A 19,121-nucleotide genomic window follows, 5' to 3' on the forward strand; every position below is an offset into this window, starting at 1 on the left:
TCTACCGTCCTTATTTAGCCCGCTTTACTGCGGATTTTAAGAATACAGTTGCATCCTTTTTACCCGGAACAGAACCGCGAACCATTATAACACCCAATTCAGGATCAATCTTTACGATTTGCAAATTTTGAACGGTAACCTTGTCAAAACCCATTCTTCCGGGCATTGTCGTATTTTTAAAAGAACGGCCCGGAGTTGTACAGTGTCCCGTCGAACCTGCTTCACGGTGAAACTTAGAACCATGGCTTGCTCTACCGCCTCCATAGCCCCATCGCTTCATAACACCCTGAAAACCTTTACCTTTTGAAATTGCCGTAATGTCTAAATACGGAACCTTTTCAAAAACCTCTACACCGAGTTTATCACCTACTGCAACTTCTTTGTCAAAATCACGGAATTCCTTTAAAAGTTTTAAAGGCTTAATGTCTCCGCTGAACTGTCCTGCATAGGGTTTACTGGTGTGCTTTTCTTTGAGTTCACCCAAGCCGAGCACTACTGAAGAGTATCCGAACTTTTCCTTGTCCTTTAGTGCAACAACGGTATTGGGTTCTACCTGAATAACTGTAACCGGCATAAGGTGACCGACTTCATTGAAGATTTGGGTCATACCGATTTTTTTTCCAATCAGTCCAATCATTTAATTTCTCCTAAGGTACGCACCCCTGATTAAAGGCCGTCTACCATTAATTAAATCTTATTGTTTAATTTCTACATCAACACCGGCTGAAAGTTCCAATGCCAATAAGGCATTCATAACATCCGCCGAAGGTTCGATAATATCGATTAACCTTTTGTGCGTTCGCATTTCAAACTGCTCACGTGACTTTTTGTTTACGTGGGGTGAGCGAAGCACTGTAAATTTGTTAATCCGAGTGGGAAGCGGGATAGGACCGCAAACCTTTGCGCCTGCTTTTTGAACAGCCTGTACAATAGCCTTTGAACTCTGATCAACCAATTCTACATCGAATCCGCGAAGCTTTACGCGAATCTTTTCCTTTGTCATCATTCCCTCCGAAGAGATGCAAACGGCACTTACAAAAGCGCAAGCGCCGTTTTTTTGCATCATTTATTCGATAACTTCAGTTACCTGACCCGAAGCAATAGTTCGTCCGCCTTCGCGAATAGCGAGTTTAAGACCTTGATCCATAGCTATGGGGTGAATAAGTTCACCGATAATCTTTGTATTATCGCCGGGCTTAACCATGTCTGTTCCTTCAGGAAGGTTTACAGTTCCTGTGATATCGGTTGTTCTGAAATAGAACTGAGGTCTGTAACCTGAGAAGAAGGGACTGTGTCGTCCGCCTTCCTCTTTTGAAAGAACGTAAATCTGAGCTTCAAATTTGGTGTGAGGATGAATTGAACCGGGTTTAGCGAGAACTTGTCCGCGTTCAACTTCTTTCTTTTCAATACCTCTCAAGAGAAGACCTACGTTGTCTCCGGCTTCTCCCTGATCAAGAAGCTTGTTGAACATTTCGATACCCGTAACAACAGTCTTCTTTGTGGGGCGGATACCGACGATTTCAACTTCTTCGTTCATCTTGATGATACCGCGTTCGATTCTTCCTGTAACAACTGTTCCTCGACCCTGAATTGTGAAGATGTCTTCAATGGGGAGAAGGAAGGGTTTTTCGGCATCTCGAACAGGATCCTGGAAGTAGCTGTCCATTGTCTGGAGCAATTCTTCGATACAGGCTGTATCTTCGGCAGGAGCGCCTTCCTGAAGAGCTTTAAAAGCAGACCCCTTAATAATAGGCGTATCTTCAGGGAAGCCGTAAGAAGCCAAGGTGTCTCGAACTTCTTCTTCTACCAACTCTACAAGGTCGGGATCATCAACAAGGTCAATCTTGTTGAGGAATACGATGATTGAAGGTACACCTACCTGTCGGGCAAGAAGCAAGTGCTCTTTTGTCTGGGGCATAACCGAGTCCGGAGCGGAAACTACGAGAACACCGCCGTCCATCTGGGCAGCACCCGTGATCATGTTCTTAACATAGTCAGCGTGGCCGGGGCAGTCGATGTGTGCATAGTGTCTCTTATCGGACTGATATTCCAAGTGTCGGGTATTGATAGTAATACCGCGCTCTTTTTCTTCCGGCGCATTGTCGATCTCGTCATATTTTAGAAGCTTATCACCGTACTTCTTTGCACAATACGTAGTGATCGCTGCCGAAAGAGTGGTCTTACCATGGTCAACGTGACCGATGGTACCAACATTCATGTGAACTTTCGTTCTGTTAAATTTTTCCTTTGCCATGAGATCCTCCTAAAAGACGTAGGCAAGTCTAATATTTCCCGCATTAAAAATGACGAGATTAAAAAGTTAACCGGTCTTTCGTAACCGAAAAACAAGCTTAACAAAGAAACAAACCGGAGAAACATAAAGCAGTGATTAAAATCAGATAAGATTTAAGCATTTTCTCTATTTTATAGAAAGAAAAACGCTTTTTATCCACCGCCCATAGGTTTTCGGACAGCATTCGGACCCACCTGATCACCTTTAAACCGTAACTCCGATGACTGGTTTGGCATCCTGCGAAGTTTTAAAGATTTCTTTCCTTATTTGCTTAAACAAGGACGGCATCCGCCTGCCTAAAAGGCTTTACGGCAATGCAAAACTTCTAAAGAATACCGATCTAAAGCCCTTTTTAGGCCTTAAATCATAATGTAAATATCAGCGTTCTTTATATCATAAAGAATAAAAAATGTCAATAGGAAAATTGTTTTGTTTTGTTTATAAACAAATAGATTCCTGTTTAAAAAAGGCAGCGTACTTAAAACAGCACACTGCCTATACTTAAGTTATAATCCCTTTTTTACGGGTACTCTACATAGAACCAATCTTCATCAGTGTTTGCAGAACCTATAGAATGAGCCACAAGGTTACAGGCATACTTTTGCTGCCAGGCATTACCTTTTAATTTTGCAGCAGCAGCCGTATCATCGTCTTCGTGGCTGTCATTTGTTACAGCATTATTCGGTGACCGTGCCGGATCATCAAGATCCAACCCTGCAGGATTAAGAGGAACACGGTCTATACCTATAACATAGTTTTTAGGCCCTGTAAGAGCACCATAGCCGGTAATTTTTACGTAGTACGTTTTACCATGTTCAGCCTCAAAATAAGCCGTATCAAGAGCACCAGAATCATACCTTAAAATCGGTTGGGCATTTGCAGGGAGATCACCTGAGGCATCAGCCTTGTAAACGGTGATTATAGTATCGGTTTTATCATTACCGCCGTTATAATGAAGATTTTTAACGGTCGAAACAAAGACAAGCTTCTTATTAAACTGGAAGGTAATATTCTTATCGGCATCCCCCATAGTAAAGGTTTCTTTTTTTACCTCACCGAAGAAAGAAGTGTAAACCGAATATGAACGGCCCTTGACCAAGCCCTTAAATATAGCGGGATCATTTCCAAGTCCTGCAACATAGGCTAGAGGAGCCTTGGTAACTTCATCTACAAGAGTAATCTTAGCCGGAACTATATCGTTTGAAATACCGTCATTATTTTGTACGGCAACCTTAACTTCTGCCTCGCTATAAATATCATTAGCCGGAGGTATATTACCGCCTTTTACTGCCCTGGCAGCCTTGTACACATTGACGCGCCCATGTCCTAAGCTGTCGGTAAAACCTGTTGCCCCTTCAATCTTATCGCAAGTTTTTTCAAGCAAGGTTTTAATTTGGTAGGGAGTCAAGTTATGAGCCTTAGGGAAGGAAAGGAGATAGCTTATAAAACCGGTTACAAAGGGGGTAGCCATTGAAGTACCGCTCATAGTTTCATAATCATCATCGCTATAAACACCGCAAGACTTAATACCGTCGCCGGGGGCCGAAACGCTTATCCAAGCCCCCGAATTGCTGAAATGCACCTTTTTGTCCTTGCCGTTAGTAGCCCCTACAGCCAATACGCCCGGGAAGGCGGCAGGATAGGCAGCAGTGTAACGGCCCTCATTTCCCATGGCAATTACGGGAAGAACATTGTTTTGTACAGCATTGGTTAAAACCGCAAAAGCAAATTCAGTACCGTAAGAGCCGCCCAAGCTCATGTTTACAGGAACCGTTTTTTGGGTAATTTGAAAATTTGTACCGTTTAGGTAAGAAGGCAAGGCAGCATTATCTGCCGGAGTTCTGCTTGCCTTAGGTTTGCGCAAAATCGTAACTATTTTCGTAAGGTCAAGCATTGCGCCGTATACCGACCAATTTGTTCCGCTGCCTGCAACTCCAAGCGATTGATATGAGATGAGTTTTGTGTTTTTCCATGCAACGCCTGCAATGCCGGTGCCGTTATTGCCGCGGGCGGCGATAGTGCCCGAACAATGGGTACCGTGTCTGGCCTTATCCCAGTTTTCTCCGATGGGAATTTCGGTAAAGGAGCTTCCATCACCGATATATGTATTCCCTGTACTATCCGTAGCACAGGACTTTGCATATAAGACTATGGAGTCACCGTGTTCATCTTTGAAATCCTTATGCTCCATGTTTATACCGGTATCTATAATACCTGCAACTACGGTTTTATCCCCATACCCGATTTCCTCATATGCCTTTAAAGCCTCGGTTATCGAAAGTCCGTAATCGGAATTGTGAGCTATAGGGTCATTCAGGTAGTTTCCATCCGTAAGCCCGTAGGTTCCTTCACCGGCAGGGTCCACAAGCTGAGTGTTTTGATTATTTACCTTAGTACCGTCAGGCTCTGCAACCTTATAATCATGCTCGGCTGAAAGCACTCCTTCTACCGAAGCTGCAAGGGATAGATTCTTTTTATTGTTTCCTTCTTTATTGAGATACCAGTAGGTAAAACCCGTACCTGTAAGAGAAATATTTCCCTTGACTGCAAAACCCTTTTCTTCAAAAATCACCTTATTGAAGCCGTCTTTTGTCTTAACGATAAAAAAGCCGTCAACTATATCTTCATCCTTGGGTGCATAATTTGCACCATTCGGCAATTCAATTGACGAACCGCTTATATCTTGCGACGTATGCCCGCCGTATACTCCCGAACCGGCATTATACATGCCTAAATTACAGGAAGAAAGGATTAAAGTCATTGCAATTAAAAAGAATAATATTTTTTTCTTCATATCAAACCTCCTATTCCGTTATCACGAAGGTAAATCTGCCGTTTACGGCATTGGAACCGCTTGAACTGTTGTTTCCCATAGACCTAGATTGATTAGACCCATACATTTTAACTATTCTTAAGGCCCTGTCGTCGTCTAGTCTATAAGGATCTTTTCCCCAATCCTGTATATCCCATTGGTAGTTTACACCTGCTTGATATTTCATCGGGGAGCCCGAAACTAAGTTAAATTGTGCTATCTTTAGAAATTTATCGGTAATTGTGATAATGCCTCTAGAAGAGTCAACGGTTATAAGGTCATCAAGGCTGTTAATGCTGTAGTCGGTGTGCAATGGTGTTGCGAGATACTGTTTATATGAAAAGGGCACAGGGTCGTTGCCCGGAGCAAACCCTATAGTATAAATCAGTAAATCGGGGCCGATTGATGAGGTGCCTACGAACCTGTCAAAGACATAGCGGAATTTTGAACCGAAAACAGCTTTTCCTTGTCCGTCGAGGATCAATAGGCCCAAATCGCACCAATCGGCTTCTTCCTTGGTCAGCAGCTTTTTATTGCTTATTGTGCACGAATATGACATATTTGCAGCAGTAGCAACCGAAATCTTTTTACGGTTTTCGGGAGCTTTGAGGGAATAGGTAAAGGCTTCCATAACTTTGCCCGTCAATACGGGAGACTCAAGTATATCCGTTGCGGTAAACGCTTTAATTTTATACTCGTATTCTTTGCCTTCTTCAAGTTCTGAAGATGTATCAAAGCCTTGATGTACACCCAAGCGCGGCCTTGTTTCGGTTTTAGGCCTATCATAGTGAGTTCTGCTTACAAATTTAAAGCCCTCGGTACTACCCTTTTCCCTACGGAATACATCAAAGCCCATAATAGGAACGGGATTGTTTGGAGGAGCATTACCTACAACGCCGAAGACGAAGGCTGCCATATATGAAGAATTGTGTCCTTCAATGGGGTTTAAAGCCTGCGGCATCACTTCGTGTCCGCTGCCTAACTGCACCAGCCCCTGTCCGGGTTCGGTTGAGAATGTATTGTTTGTAAATGGAACCCTTTCTATTATCATAAAAGGATCTTCAAATTTAGCATTCGAAAGGGGAGCTGCAGCAGGGGTTTTATTGAAACTTACGGGAATGTGTTTTTCGACCCTGTTGTTTGCGATATCGTAACCTACTATTATAAGCTCGGTGTCCCCGTTAGGCAATGAAGCATGTTCTATGTTAAAAACATATTCCGACTTAAAAATTCCGTCATTAGGGTCGGAATCGGCAGTATAAGTCCCGTAAATACCGCTTGAACCTGAAGGGACAGCTCCTATTCCGAGCTTTGCCCCAAAGCCGTTCCAAGCAACATTTTCTACAGCACCTACCTCAGAAGTAAATTCTACATAAACTTTTTTTTCCGTATTGCCCATCGTATGGCCGTCAGTTATATCTGCACCTACGGCATTGCCGATTTTAACCTTTTCGATACGAGGAGGAGTAACACCTCTTGTTATCTGCCCATGCTTAAACTGAAATATTGTCAGCTTTTGCTGCAATACTTTATCCACATAATAGTCTTGAATCAGTGAACCGGCCCACTTTCCCTTTTCTCCAGCAAGACTGATGTCATATTTTTTCCCGGAAGTAAGTACCAAGCTTGCTCTTCCATTGGATACAGAAACAGAGGAATAAACTGTATGATTGGTTTCACAGTCAATTACATTTAGCTTTGTACCGTCAACCACAGTTCCTCCAATCGAATCTACAACAAAGATATCTAAAAAGGCAATCCCGTCTTCCGGCCCGAAATGTTGACCTGCTTCATGAAAACAAGATCCAAGCAGCACAGTCAAAACAATAACAACAAATAACGCAAAAGCGTTCCATTTTTTTTGTGACATAAAAGTCCCCCTTATTTATCAAAATAATCTAAAAAATGTCATCCATAAGTAAATATTTTTTATACCAAATAATACCTTAAATCATTTAAAAATTAGATTTATATTTTTTCTTTTTATTATTCCCTTTAACCTCAATAAAGATATCATCATAAGGATCTGCATCCACAGCAACTATCAAATAGGGATGTGTAAAGGCCTGAGTAACTATATCCATAGGCCCCGGAGCCGATACCTCAAAAACAAACTTTATAATCTTACCTGACTTTGTTGCAGACACAGGAATAATGGAATAACCTCCCGTGCTAAAAGGCCCTGCTTCAACTATAACTACTGCCTTTTTGGAAAAATCTATTACTGGAGCCTTTACGGAATCTGCATATAAAATGGAATAAAGCTTATCAAGATCTTCTTGTAACCGAATAATTGATGAAAGACCTTCCTTAAAGTTATTTCCTTGAGCTAAAATTTCATAAGCGATCTCAACAATTTTCAGCGAAGATTTATCGGCTTCTTCAATTTTTTTTAAATCAGAATCAATGCTTCTTTTAAATGTTTTATCGGATTTTGTTGCAGAAATTTCGGAAAATTTCTTAGGCGTAGTTTTACAGCCAAACAAACTTAAAAATATAAATAACAATACAACATGATATTTCATGTAAGAATTGTAACACAATTGATTATATTAAACAAGATTTTTTTTCATATTTTTGGGAATTTTTATAAAAATAATTAAAATTATAGTGTAAATCTTAGTTTTATTATAAAAACGGCGATAAATTATAGCCTTGACATTAACCGGTAAAAGCATTAAAATCGGACGCGACATTTCAAACCTTTCAGGTGCCGAAATTCGGTTAAAAGGGAAGTACGGTGTAATTCCGTCACGGTCCCGCCGCTGTAAGAGAAGAGTCTTTTTAAAATATGTCACTCGAGAGGAATCGGGGAAGGCTTAAAAAGATGATGAAGCTCGAAGTCAGAATACCTGCCTGTAGAGGGCTTAAACCTTGTGCTTTACGAGCGATAAAGTACCGGACGCTTGAAGGAACTTATAGCCTTTTTGTTTTCTCTATAAACTAATAAGATCCCCAAAGTATCTTTGTACCTGCTGCATAAACTCAAGTCTTTTAAGTTTGAAACCGTAAAATTAACACATTTGGGGGGAAGTATGAAAAAAACTTTTTTTTACTCACTACTGCTAGTATCGGCAGTTTCGTTTTTTTTAGGGTGCAGTCCTAAAGAAAATCAATCACAAAATTCCGGCAAAACGATGCCGAAAGCGGATGGACAGTATTATCCTGTAACAATCACGACTTATAACTATGCGGCAGAACCTATCGAGCTTACATTTGAAAAAGCCCCTGAAAAAGTCGCTGCCTTTTACCAAAGCCCGATAGAAACTATGCTTGCACTCGGACTTTCAGACAAACTCATTTTAGCTGTCGGTCTTGATGATCCTGTAAAAGATGAATTTAAAGAAGCTTTTAGCAAAGTAGATTACCGTGACAAACGCCCTACAAAAGAAGAGGTTATCGACATGGAGCCCGATTTTATTTTTGCATGGTCATCTTTATTCGGCGAAAAACGTTATGGGGATGTAAATTTTTGGCATGATAGAGGTACAAAAACCTATATATGGCAAAATTCCGGCTTAAAAAAACAGGATTCTCTCGAAAATGAATATCAGGATATTCTTAACATAGGTAAAATTTTCAATGTAGAAGACAAAGCGCAATCGATTGTCGATAAGATGAAAGGCGAAATTGAGGCAGCAAAAAAACATGTTGAAGGAAAAACAAAAGTAAAGGCTATAATAATTGAGGTAGAAAAAGAAGGGCAATACCGTGTTTATGGAGAAAAAACAATCGGCGGACAAATTGCGATGCAAGTCGGGGCAGACCTTGTGGGCAAAGAAAAAAACGGCATAGGAAAAGAGGAGCTTATAGAGCTTAACCCGGATGTTATATTTACCGTTTATTTTGGAGACTATATTGAAAAAGATCAATCTATAGAAATGCTGACAAAAGATAAGGCCTTACAAAGCATAGCAGCAATTCAAAATAAAAAAGTTTTTCCGATTAATTTAAGTGAGGTTTATGCAAGCGGCATAAGAACCTATGACGGAATAAAGACTATCATTTCAGGTCTATATCCTGACCTATAATATGCAAAACAATAAAACTAAGGTGCTGAAAATAATTTTTATATCTTCAGCACTTCTTTTTCTTTTGGCGGGACTTCTACTCTCAATAATCCTATCGGTAGGATTCGGAGCCGTAAATATAGTGCCCGCCGATATTTTAAAAATCGCTCAATATAAAATCTTCGGAATAGGCAGCCTTGAAGGAGTAAAAAAATCTACTGTAGATATCGTTTGGATTGTAAGGATGCCTAGAATTATCTTAGCCTGCCTTACCGGTATGGGCTTGGCTTTAACGGGGGTTGTAATGCAGGCTATCGTAAAAAACTCGTTGGCAGATCCTTATATATTGGGTATTTCTTCAGGGGCTTCTCTTGGAGCAACCTTGGCTATTGCCCTGGGGATAGGAGCAAGTCTGGGCCCCAATTATGTAGGCTTGTCTGCTTGTTTTTCTGCATTCGGTGCATCTGTAATTGTGATGACAGCTGCAAATATAAACGGCAGAGCCAATTCCGTAAAATTATTAATGGCCGGAATCGCTATAAGTACAATATTTTCGGCATTTTCTTCATTCATAGTTTTTACTACAAAAAACAGAGAAGCTATACGAAGTATTTCTTTTTGGCTGATGGGAGGTTTCGGAGGAGCAAAATGGGAAAATTTAGGCTTATTATCCGTTATCGTATTTTTGAGCATTTTTGCCTTTATGACGCAATACAGAACTCTTAATTTAATGCTCCTGGGCGACAGCGTATCAATTACCTTAGGTAAAGACTTACATATTTACCGCCAAATCTACCTTTTAATGTGTTCTGCAGTTATAGGTTTTTTGGTATATAATGCAGGTATTATAGGCTTTATAGGACTCATAGTACCTCATATTGCAAGAATATTTTGGGGGACTAATCATAAAAACATAATACCGGCTTCAGTATTAATCGGTGCTATCATTCTTGTTTGGGCGGATGTACTTGCCCGATCAATCTCTTCTCTTGGAGAAATCCCTGTAGGAGTAGTCATATCCCTTGTAGGAGCCCCTGTATTTTTATATTTATTGATAAATAAAGAATACGGGTTTGGAGGGAAATCGTAATGCTTCTTGACATTAACACTCTTTCATTTAACTTCGGTGATAAAAATATTTTAAACGGCATTGACCTTGCAATTACGGATAAAGGCATTGTCGGTATAATCGGCCCCAACGGTTCGGGAAAAAGCACCTTGCTCAAATGTATATACCGTGTCCTTAAACCCAAAACAGGAACCATATTTATAGACAACAAGAACATAAATGACTATCCCTTTAGAGAAACGGCGAAAAAGATGGCTGTAGTTGCCCAGCACAACGAAACTCATTTTGACTTTAACGTACTTGAAATGGTTTTAATCGGACGCTCTCCACATAAAAAATTTATGGAGCGTGATTCCGCCGAAGATATAGCACTTGCGTATAAGGCACTCGAACAAGTCGATATGAAAGACTTTGCAGAACGAAATTTTTCAAACCTTTCGGGAGGAGAAAAACAAAGAATTATTTTAGCCCGTGCCTTGGTGCAAAATACCGATTGTCTCATTCTCGATGAACCTACAAACCATCTGGACATAAAACACCAACTGCATTTTATGAGCCTTGCAAAAGATTTAAAAATAACCGTCATATCGGCAATCCATGACCTTAACATAGCTGCAATGTATTGCGACAAAATATATGCACTAAAAGAAGGAAAGATTATCGCCTCAGGCAGCGTAGATGAGGTCATAACGGAAGAAGTAATTAAGGCCTTATATGATGTGGATGCTAAAATTATTTATGATGAAGAAAAAAAGCCTCATGTAATCTTTAAAAGCGTTTAATCCGATTTTTATGATGTAAATCTCTATATCCAACACCTATACACTTTTTTTTACTAATATGATACACTGGCACCCTTATTTCACATAAAAGGAGACTTTATGCGCGCTTTTTTTAAGCTCTCTCCGGTTTTATTGCTTGCAGGTCTGATGATGATTTCGAATATTGAATCATTTTCGACTGCCTTGGGATTTAAACTGGACATTTTAATCATAGCCCCTATTGCCGTAATATATGCGTCCATCGTTGCTATGATAACCGAAAAATTCAAATTCAACGATATTTTAAACTCTGCCGTAGACAATGTTAAAGAAATGCAATTGGTATTTTTTATTCTCATGTTTGCCTATGCCATGGCAGATGCCTTTATGTCTACAGGGGTTGGAGCCTCGATTATTACATTGAGTCTGAACATAGGTATATCGGCAAGAACCGTGGCCCTTGTTGCCTTTTTGGTTTCATCAGTATTGTCGGTTGCCACAGGAACATCATGGGGAACCTTTGCAGCCTGTGCCCCGATTTTCTTGTGGATGACCCATATTTTAAGCGGAAACATGGTTTTAAGCATTGCAGCTATTGCAGGCGGCTCCTGCTTCGGCGATAACCTAGGCCTTATCTCGGACACAACAGTCGTAAGCTCCGGTATTCACAGAGTTGAAGTTACCCACCGTATGAAAAATCAAGGGCTTTGGTCTTTAATGTGTTTGGTGCTTGCAGGCAGCCTATTTCTAATTGCGGGCTTGAGCCTCCCGGGAGATGCCGTAAGCCCGCAAAAAGCCATCGAAGCAATTCCCCAAGACGTTTGGGAAAAATTGGCTGAAGAAAAACCTGTTGCAGTAGACCTTCTCCATCAGGTACAAAACGGAGTTCCCGTTTACATGGTAATTCCTCTCATATTGGTTATAGGAATTGCCTTAAAAGGCTACTCTACCCTCCTTTGCTTGGGAGCAGGCATTGTATCATGCTTTATCTTAGGACGCTTTGCAGGAACGGTTTCAGGTCTCCTTGCCTTTTTTGACATAGTATATAACGGCTTTGTAGGAGCCGGCTCATGGGTTATCATAATGATGATGTGGGTTGCAGCCTTCGGCGGCATAATGTCGAAGATGGATGCCTTTAGACCTCTATCAAACCTTGCCGTAAAACTCTCCCGAAACGTAAGACAGCTCATGTTCTGGAACGGCATCATCTCTTTGCTAGGAAACGCAGCCCTTGCCGACGAGATGGCTCAAATAGTTACGGTAGGCCCGATAATCAGAGACATTACGGAAGAAAACGTAGAAGGAGACGAAAAAGATCTTTATTCTTTAAAATTGAGAAACGCAACCTTCTCTTCTGCCCTCGGCATCTTCGGATCCCAGCTGATTCCTTGGCATGTTTATTTAAGCTTTTTTATCGGCATCGCAGGCACGGTATATCCTCTTTACCAATTCAGCCAAACCCAGATAATAAAATATAACTTTATGGCCCATATTTCGGTTGTAACTATTTTATTATTCACCCTCTTCGGAATAGACAGAATCTTCCCCAAATTCGGAATCGCAAGCGAACCTAAGGTAAGGTTAAAGAAAAAATAAGAGCAAACAAAGGCTGCATTGTGAAAAAGCACCGTGCAGCTTTTTTTAATTTCCGGCTATCATTGCTTAAATAAACCTGATTTTTTGTGCTTGCATAACTACAATCGGTAAAACTGACGATTTAGAATTTATGGAGGAGAAATGAGTTTTTTATTTGATGAATTTAAGACTATTTGTTTACATTTAAATAAAGCCGGAATCATACCTACACTAATGGGTTCTTTAGGATTAGAATTTATATCAAAAGAAGATTGGGAGCCGTCAGATATTGATATTCATGTTCCGGGCGATCCAAGAGGATGGGAAGCTCCTGACGAACTTAGAATTTATAATTGGGACAAAATAATGGCGGTTATGAAAGAATTAGGATATAATTTAATAGATGTTCATGAGCATGAATTTCAAAAAACCGGAGTGAGCGTAGAATACGGCACAATTGATGCATTGTATGATTTTGCAGGTATTTATGAATCGGATATAGAACTTATTCAACTAGACGGAATAAAGTTTCGTGTACCAAGTCTAAAACAGTTTTTAGGTATTTATGAAGCATCATCAAAAGATTCATATAGAAACGATAATAATAACAATAAAGACTTCAAGAAGATTTGTTGGCTAAATAGTCATTTATAATTTTTAGTTTACCGCAGGAAAATTGGGCTACAGATAAACCTCTTCTCTATCTGCGGCAATTTCTGCATAGTTATTATTTTCATTTTCTAAATAATAAGAGTCCATTAGATTGTCGGCCCAAAGCTCGCACTGGACCATAACGGTTTGAACTGCGTCATCCATACCTTCGGGCGGATATTTATGCTTCTTTAAAAGTCTTTTAATGAGCATACGCATATGAGCCCGTGCACTTTCTCTTTTCTGCCAATCTACGGCTTTATTTTTACGCAAGGTTTCGGTGAGCTCCTTGGTTATTGCAATCAGCTCTTCATTTTGATAGAAGTCTTTTATGGCCTGAGGCTTGGTGAGGGCATCGTAAAAGGCGGCTTCTTCAGCATTTAAGCCGAGGTCTTGCCCTTCCTTTTCGGCACTTACAATCTGCTTGGCAAGTTTCAGCATCTCGGCTATAACCTCTTCATTTGTGAGAAGCCCGTTTAGGTACGAATTAACGGTTCTCTGCATTATCTCGCTGAATTTTTCGGACTTAACTACATTGGTTCTTCGATAAACTCTTACCTGTTCTGCAATGAGTCTTTTTAATAATTCGACAGCTAAATTTCTTTCTTTCATCTTGGAAATTTCTTCAAGAAACTTGGGAGAAAAAAGAGAGAATTTTTCTTTAATGTCAGAAAAGAGGTTTATAACGCCCTCGCTTTTTATACTCTGCTGTAAAAGAGAATTTATACGCTCATTCATTTCGGGTAAAGAAATCTTTTTTCCGCTTCCCGCATTTGTGAGCCTTGAAAGGAAAACTCTGACAGATTCAAAAAAAGCTGCCTCAAAGCGCAAACTTTCTTCAACTACGGATGAACAAAGGGATAAGGCCTGCCTCATCATAAGAGCTTCTTTTATAAAGATATTTTTTTCTTCTTCTTTTTCTTGAGCAACTATAAAGTTTACGGCACCGCTTATTGTCCTGGCTCTTTCAAGATCGCTGCCCTTCATAAAACTTGAATAATCATATCCATGGAACATATCTTTACATATAGAAAGCTTTTCAAGAAAGGTAGGATAGGCAGCGGTTAAAATGTCGGTATCGCCGTAATTATTTTTATCGCGGTTTGTATAGTCGTTCATAGCCTGCTTTAAGGCACCGGCTATTCCCACATAATCGACGATCAATCCTCCCTCTTTATCTTGAAATACACGATTGACTCTGGCGATAGCCTGCATAAGATTATGTCCTGCCATAAGTTTATATATGTACATAGTCGCAAGGGAAGGAACATCAAAGCCTGTCAGCCACATATCTACTACAATTGCAATTTTTAAGGGACTGTCATTGTCTTTAAATTTTTTAGCCAACTTGTCCCTGTGATTTTTGTTCCCGATAATTTCTCTCCACTCTTCGTCATCGGTATTTGCAGAAGTCATAACAACGGCAACCTTTTCTTCCCAGCCGGGACGAAGTTCCAAGATTCTTTTGTAAATCTTCATAGCTATGGCACGGGTGTAAGCGACTATCATTGCCTTACCTGTAAGCAGATGTTCCCTGTTGTTTTCATAATGGAAGAGTATATCGTTCACTAGGGAGTTTATAGTTTCATCATTGCCTAAGAGCACTTCCATCTTGCCGAGTTCATGCTTACTTTTTTCGATAACTTCTTCATCGGCATCTTTAGTCATGTGATCATATTCTTCATCAATCAGCTGCAAAGTTTTTTTATCAAGTTTAAGTTTTATAACCCTGCTTTCATAGTACACGGGGCGAGTTGCTCCGTCTTCCACTGCCTGAGTCATATCGTAAATATCGATGTAGTCTCCGAATACTTCACGGGTACTCCTGTCAGCGGCAGAAATAGGAGTGCCGGTAAAACCTATATAGCTCGCATTGGGAAGGCTGTTCCGAATAATACGGGCAGTGCCTATAACCCTCTTTGCGACATCTTCTCCGGCCTTATTTTTTATTATTTTAATTTGTTCGGTAAGTCCGTATTGCCCTCGATGAGCTTCATCAGCCATAACAACTATATTCCGCCTTTCTGAAAGAGCATCGGCAGACTCTTCAAATTTTTGCATCGTCGTAAAAATTATTCCGTTTGCTTTTCTTCCGGCAAGAAGTTTCTTTAAGTCTTTTCGGCTTTCAGCCTGTATAGGTTCTTGGCGTAAAAATTCTTTGCACTTAACAAACTGACCGAAAAGCTGATCATCAAGATCATTTCTATCCGTTATAACTACAATTGTCGGACTTTCCAAGACTTCCTGCAATAGGTGCGCATAAAACACCATTGATAAAGATTTTCCGCTGCCTTGGGTATGCCAAAAAACTCCGCCTTTTCCGTCACTGCATGCAGCCTTTTTGGTGGAGAAAACGGCCTTACGAACCGCAAAATATTGGTGGTAGCCTGCAAGAATTTTAAAAGTTTGCAAACCCTCGTTTGAAAAGCAGATAAAGTTTTTTATAATATCAAGCAGCCTTTCTTTTTGAAAAAGGCCTTCAAAAAAAGTATCGAATTGGGCATATTGAGTGTTTTCGTAACTCCCGTCCTTTGTTTTCCATTCCATAAAGCGGTCTTCGCCTGAAGTTATGGTTCCCGCCTTTGAAGTTAACTGATCGCTCATAACGCAGATTGAGTTGTAGATAAACATAGAAGGTATTTCGGTCATGTAATTACGGATTTGGCGGTATGCATCGGAAGCATCGGTCTCTTCCCTTGAAGGAGACTTTAATTCCATCAAAACTAATGGAAGACCGTTTAAAAATAAAATTATATCGGGGCGTTTATTGCTGTTTTCGATAAAGGTCCACTGATTTGCAATTATAAAGGAATTGTTTTGAGGATTTTTATAATCTGCGAGATATACAATTCCCGACCGTGTTTCATTTTTATCAAGATAATGTACAGGTATGCCGTTTTGAAGATAGTCTGTAAAAATTTCATTTTTATGAGCGAGCTCCCCGTTTTCAAAATGCTTTAATTTAAAAAGAGCATTTTGTATAGCCTCCCTTGGCAGCCCGCTGTTTAAGCGGTAAAGACAATCCTCTAAAACCTCATCATATAGCGGACTCGAAAAATTGCGCTCGACATCAGGACCGTAAACATAAGTATATCCCAAATTATTTTTAAACAGCTCAATAATTGAATTTTCATAATCGTTTTCGGTAAATGATGTCGACATATCGGCCTCTACATGTTTTTTCTGCCTTCTATGGCTTTTTTTAGATTATAACCTTTTATCGATGAATTGCCAAGTCAAATAAGACGGTATTATGATAAATGATAATTTAGAGCAGCAAGCACAGGCCATTTTTACAAAAAATTTTATAAATATTTCTCATATTCCTAATGACTGGAAAAAGAAAAGTTTATTGGATATAGCCGATTTTTTAAATGGTTTACCAATGCAAAATTATCGCCCTGTCGAGTCTGAAAAAGGGATTCCTGTTATGAAAATAAAAGAACTTAGACAAGGATTCTGTGATGCTAATAGCGAACAATGTTCACCAAGTATAAATTCAGAATATCTTATACAGGCAGGTGATGTTATTTTTTCATGGTCAGGAAGTTTAATAGTTGATTTTTGGTGTGGGTTAACTTGTGGACTAAATCAACATCTTTTTAAAGTTACTTCAAATAGATATGATAAATGGTTCTATTATTCTTGGATTAAATACCATCTTTATAGTTTTATCAATATAGCTGCAGATAAAGCTACTACACTCGGTCATATTAAAAGAGAGGATTTAGCAAAAGCGGAAGTCATAGTTCCTAATCAAAAGGATTATATAAAATTTGCTAATTTATTGGAGCCAATATATAATTTAATAATAGCAAACCGAATAAGCAATACCATGCTTACATCCCTTCGTGACACCCTTTTACCGAAACTCATGTCGGGAGAGATAGATGTTTCAAATATAAAGGTATAGGATGCATAACCGACAGCCATTTAAGAAAAAATAATTGATTGTCTCTTAAAGTTATTTTTTTATAATAATTCATTAGTATGCTTGATAAAAAGTATCAAATTTGATACAATATATTTAATGAAAATGGATAAAATAGTTGTAGCCAAATTTTTTAAGACCGAAACGGGAAATGAACCTGTTCGTGATTTTCTAAAAGATTTAGCACCGGCTGATCGAAAAACAATAGGAGCGGATATAATGGCAATAGAAATGTCTTGGCCTATTGGATATCCTGCCGTAAGAAAGTTTGATTCAAATTTATGGGAAGTACGTTCGAATATTTCGGATAAAAGAATTAGCAGAGTGTTTTTTACGATAGAATACGGTAACATGATATTGCTTCATGCAATTATAAAGAAAACTCAAAAAACTCCGCAAGAGGATATAGATTTGAGTAAAAAAAGAAGAAATTTAGTATTAGGAAGGCATTATGAATGAGAAGTACATAGGAAGTTCTTTTGAAGATTTTCTTGAAGAAGAAAATATTGAGGTTGAAGTTAGAAATGAAGCTATAAAAAGATTAATTTCATGTGATTTATTGAATGAAATGAAAGCTCAAAATATTAACAAAACAGAAATGGCAAAAAAAATGAACACATCACGAGCCGCATTAGATAGACTTCTTAATCCTAAAAATGATTCGGTTACCTTGGCTACGCTAACAAGAGCTGCTAATGTATTAGGCAAAAAGTTGGTTTTACAATTACAATAGTATATTGAGTTCTTTTAACCAAGGTTTATTTTAAGCGGAACAAATAGTACCGCTTAAAAACACTGCGAGTTTCGGCCTTACTGTCTGCTTGCCGAAACGTCGTTTTATTGTATGCCGTTTCTCGTTTCACTGCGAAATGGCGGTAATTCATCAATCCTCGACTTTTGATAAAGTCTGCGGTTGATGAATTTATAGGAATGTTTTAATTTAACCGCTATTTAAGCCGATAAATTATCATTTATCTAAAAAGAGCTAAGTTAAAATTATGCCGATACCATAGTAATTAAGGAGAAAATAAGAATGAAACAAAGACTTATTAATGACATTACTCAAAAAATGCTGCCTCATTTGAATAATGCTCAGATCGAAAAATTACAAACGGTAATTCAGCATGTTCTTTTTAGTTATGAAGTAAATAAAAAAGAAGAAAACTCGGAAGATGAAAAAATTGATTTTGTAAATCTATTCTTGTCTGCAAAGAGGGTGGAGGGCTGTTCTGAAAAATCCTTAAAATACTATTACTCCACAATTCAATCTATGCTTAATTATATGAAAAAAAATGTAAAAGAAATTGAAACTGAGGACATACGCTCTTATTTAACAGATTATCAATACAAAAACAATTCCGGTAAGGTAACCATAGATAATATTAGACGTATTCTATCAAGTTTTTTTTCTTGGCTTGAAGATGAAGACTATATTTTAAAAAGTCCTGTAAGAAGAATCCATAAGGTTAAAACTGCAACAAATATAAAAGAAACCTACTCCGATGAAGCTCTTGAGCTTATGAGAGACAGCTGCATGGAAAAACGCGACCTAGCCATGATAGACATGCTTGCTTCAACAGGCATGAGGATTGGAGAAATGGTTCTTCTTAACCGGAATGATATAGATTTTAATGAAAGGGAATGCATCGTTTTAGGAAAGGGAAACAAAGAAAGAATAGTATATTTTGATGCAAGAACTAAGATACATTTAAAAGATTATTTACGACATAGAACCGACAATAACCCGGCTCTTTTTGTATCGTTAAGGTCTCCGCACAAACGAATGAACATCGGAGGAATTGAAGTAAGATTAAGGCGGATCGGTAAAAAACTTGGTATCTCTAAGGTTCATCCTCATAAATTCAGGAGGACATTGGCAACAATGGCAATAGATAAGGGAATGCCCATTGAGCAGCTCCAACAGCTTTTAGGGCATAAACGTATAGATACCACCTTGCAATACGCAATGGTAAAACAAAGCAATGTAAAAATTGCACATAGAAAATACATAGGGTAGGA

Annotated in this window: 17 protein-coding genes and 1 riboswitch; of the genes, 10 read left to right on the forward strand and 7 right to left on the reverse strand. The window is 39.0% G+C overall.

Annotated features, from left to right (window positions below; all coding sequences use genetic code 11):
• Positions 1-10: 10 nt before the first annotated feature.
• From rplC to tuf, 3 genes are all read right to left on the reverse strand, one after another.
• Complete coding sequence (gene rplC / locus E4O04_RS13125; RefSeq protein WP_253677332.1) at positions 11-637, reverse strand: 50S ribosomal protein L3; 627 nt, start codon at positions 635-637, stop codon at positions 11-13.
• 57 nt (positions 638-694) lie between these two features.
• The gene (gene rpsJ, locus E4O04_RS13130; RefSeq protein WP_253688106.1) at positions 695-1,003 is read right to left on the reverse strand and encodes a 30S ribosomal protein S10; all 309 of its coding nucleotides are present in this window, start codon (positions 1,001-1,003) and stop codon (positions 695-697) included.
• 63 nt (positions 1,004-1,066) lie between these two features.
• Complete coding sequence (gene tuf / locus E4O04_RS13135; protein WP_253686809.1) at positions 1,067-2,254, reverse strand: elongation factor Tu; 1,188 nt, start codon at positions 2,252-2,254, stop codon at positions 1,067-1,069.
• A gap of 259 nt (positions 2,255-2,513) precedes the next feature.
• Between tuf and E4O04_RS13140 the strand changes: the two genes are divergently transcribed.
• On the forward strand, positions 2,514-2,663 hold the full coding sequence (locus tag E4O04_RS13140; RefSeq protein WP_253708509.1) for a hypothetical protein: 150 nt from the start codon (positions 2,514-2,516) through the stop codon (positions 2,661-2,663).
• Positions 2,664-2,813: 150 nt separating this feature from the next.
• On the opposite strand, the gene prtP is transcribed toward E4O04_RS13140, so the two are convergent.
• The 3 genes from prtP to prcB form a co-directional block, all read right to left on the reverse strand.
• Positions 2,814-5,087 (reverse strand): dentilisin complex serine proteinase subunit PrtP, encoded by a 2,274-nt coding sequence (prtP, locus tag E4O04_RS13145; protein WP_253708512.1) that lies wholly within the window; start codon positions 5,085-5,087, stop codon positions 2,814-2,816.
• Positions 5,088-5,097: 10 nt separating this feature from the next.
• Positions 5,098-6,975 carry a dentilisin complex subunit PrcA gene (prcA, locus tag E4O04_RS13150; RefSeq protein ID WP_253708515.1) on the reverse strand — a complete coding sequence of 626 codons (1,878 nt, stop codon included), beginning with the start codon at positions 6,973-6,975 and terminating at the stop codon, positions 5,098-5,100.
• 85 nt (positions 6,976-7,060) lie between these two features.
• Complete coding sequence (gene prcB, locus E4O04_RS13155) at positions 7,061-7,630, reverse strand: dentilisin complex subunit PrcB (RefSeq protein WP_253686806.1); 570 nt, start codon at positions 7,628-7,630, stop codon at positions 7,061-7,063.
• A 166-nt stretch (positions 7,631-7,796) separates the two neighbouring features.
• A riboswitch (cobalamin riboswitch) is annotated at positions 7,797-7,980 on the forward strand.
• A 160-nt stretch (positions 7,981-8,140) separates the two neighbouring features.
• On the opposite strand from prcB, the gene E4O04_RS13160 reads away from it, so the two are divergent.
• The 5 genes from E4O04_RS13160 (at position 8,141) to E4O04_RS13180 (ending at position 13,174) form a co-directional block, all read left to right on the forward strand.
• Positions 8,141-9,136, forward strand: a complete 996-nt coding sequence (locus tag E4O04_RS13160; RefSeq protein WP_253708516.1) for an ABC transporter substrate-binding protein — start codon at positions 8,141-8,143, stop codon at positions 9,134-9,136.
• Between the two features lies 1 nt (position 9,137).
• Positions 9,138-10,205, forward strand: coding sequence for a FecCD family ABC transporter permease (locus E4O04_RS13165; protein ID WP_253693232.1), 1,068 nt, complete (start codon positions 9,138-9,140; stop codon positions 10,203-10,205).
• Entirely contained in the window at positions 10,205-10,966 is a 762-nt protein-coding gene (locus E4O04_RS13170) for an ABC transporter ATP-binding protein (RefSeq protein WP_253708519.1), read from the forward strand. The genes E4O04_RS13165 and E4O04_RS13170 overlap by 1 nt, the downstream gene beginning before the upstream one ends.
• A 99-nt stretch (positions 10,967-11,065) precedes the next feature.
• On the forward strand, positions 11,066-12,541 hold the full coding sequence (locus tag E4O04_RS13175) for a Na+/H+ antiporter NhaC family protein (protein WP_253708521.1): 1,476 nt from the start codon (positions 11,066-11,068) through the stop codon (positions 12,539-12,541).
• 141 nt (positions 12,542-12,682) lie between these two features.
• Entirely contained in the window at positions 12,683-13,174 is a 492-nt protein-coding gene (locus tag E4O04_RS13180) for a hypothetical protein (protein ID WP_253686801.1), read from the forward strand.
• Between the two features lie 27 nt (positions 13,175-13,201).
• On the opposite strand, the gene E4O04_RS13185 is transcribed toward E4O04_RS13180, so the two are convergent.
• Positions 13,202-16,333, reverse strand: a complete 3,132-nt coding sequence (locus E4O04_RS13185) for a type I restriction endonuclease subunit R (protein WP_253708522.1) — start codon at positions 16,331-16,333, stop codon at positions 13,202-13,204.
• 91 nt (positions 16,334-16,424) lie between these two features.
• On the opposite strand from E4O04_RS13185, the gene E4O04_RS13190 reads away from it, so the two are divergent.
• The 4 genes from E4O04_RS13190 (at position 16,425) to xerA (ending at position 19,119) form a co-directional block, all read left to right on the forward strand.
• A complete protein-coding gene (locus E4O04_RS13190; protein WP_253708524.1) occupies positions 16,425-17,084 on the forward strand; it encodes a restriction endonuclease subunit S in 660 nt (219 codons plus the stop codon).
• A gap of 117 nt (positions 17,085-17,201) precedes the next feature.
• Complete coding sequence (locus E4O04_RS13195; protein ID WP_253708526.1) at positions 17,202-17,561, forward strand: type II toxin-antitoxin system RelE/ParE family toxin; 360 nt, start codon at positions 17,202-17,204, stop codon at positions 17,559-17,561.
• Entirely contained in the window at positions 17,554-17,835 is a 282-nt protein-coding gene (locus tag E4O04_RS13200; RefSeq protein WP_253708528.1) for a helix-turn-helix domain-containing protein, read from the forward strand. Before E4O04_RS13195 ends, E4O04_RS13200 begins: the two co-directional genes overlap by 8 nt.
• A 300-nt stretch (positions 17,836-18,135) precedes the next feature.
• On the forward strand, positions 18,136-19,119 hold the full coding sequence (gene xerA, locus E4O04_RS13205) for a site-specific tyrosine recombinase/integron integrase (RefSeq protein WP_253686799.1): 984 nt from the start codon (positions 18,136-18,138) through the stop codon (positions 19,117-19,119).
• The last annotated feature ends 2 nt before the right edge of the window (positions 19,120-19,121 follow it).

Origin of the sequence: Treponema sp. OMZ 799 (genome assembly GCF_024181365.1) — a bacterium.
Lineage (GTDB): Bacteria > Spirochaetota > Spirochaetia > Treponematales > Treponemataceae > Treponema_B.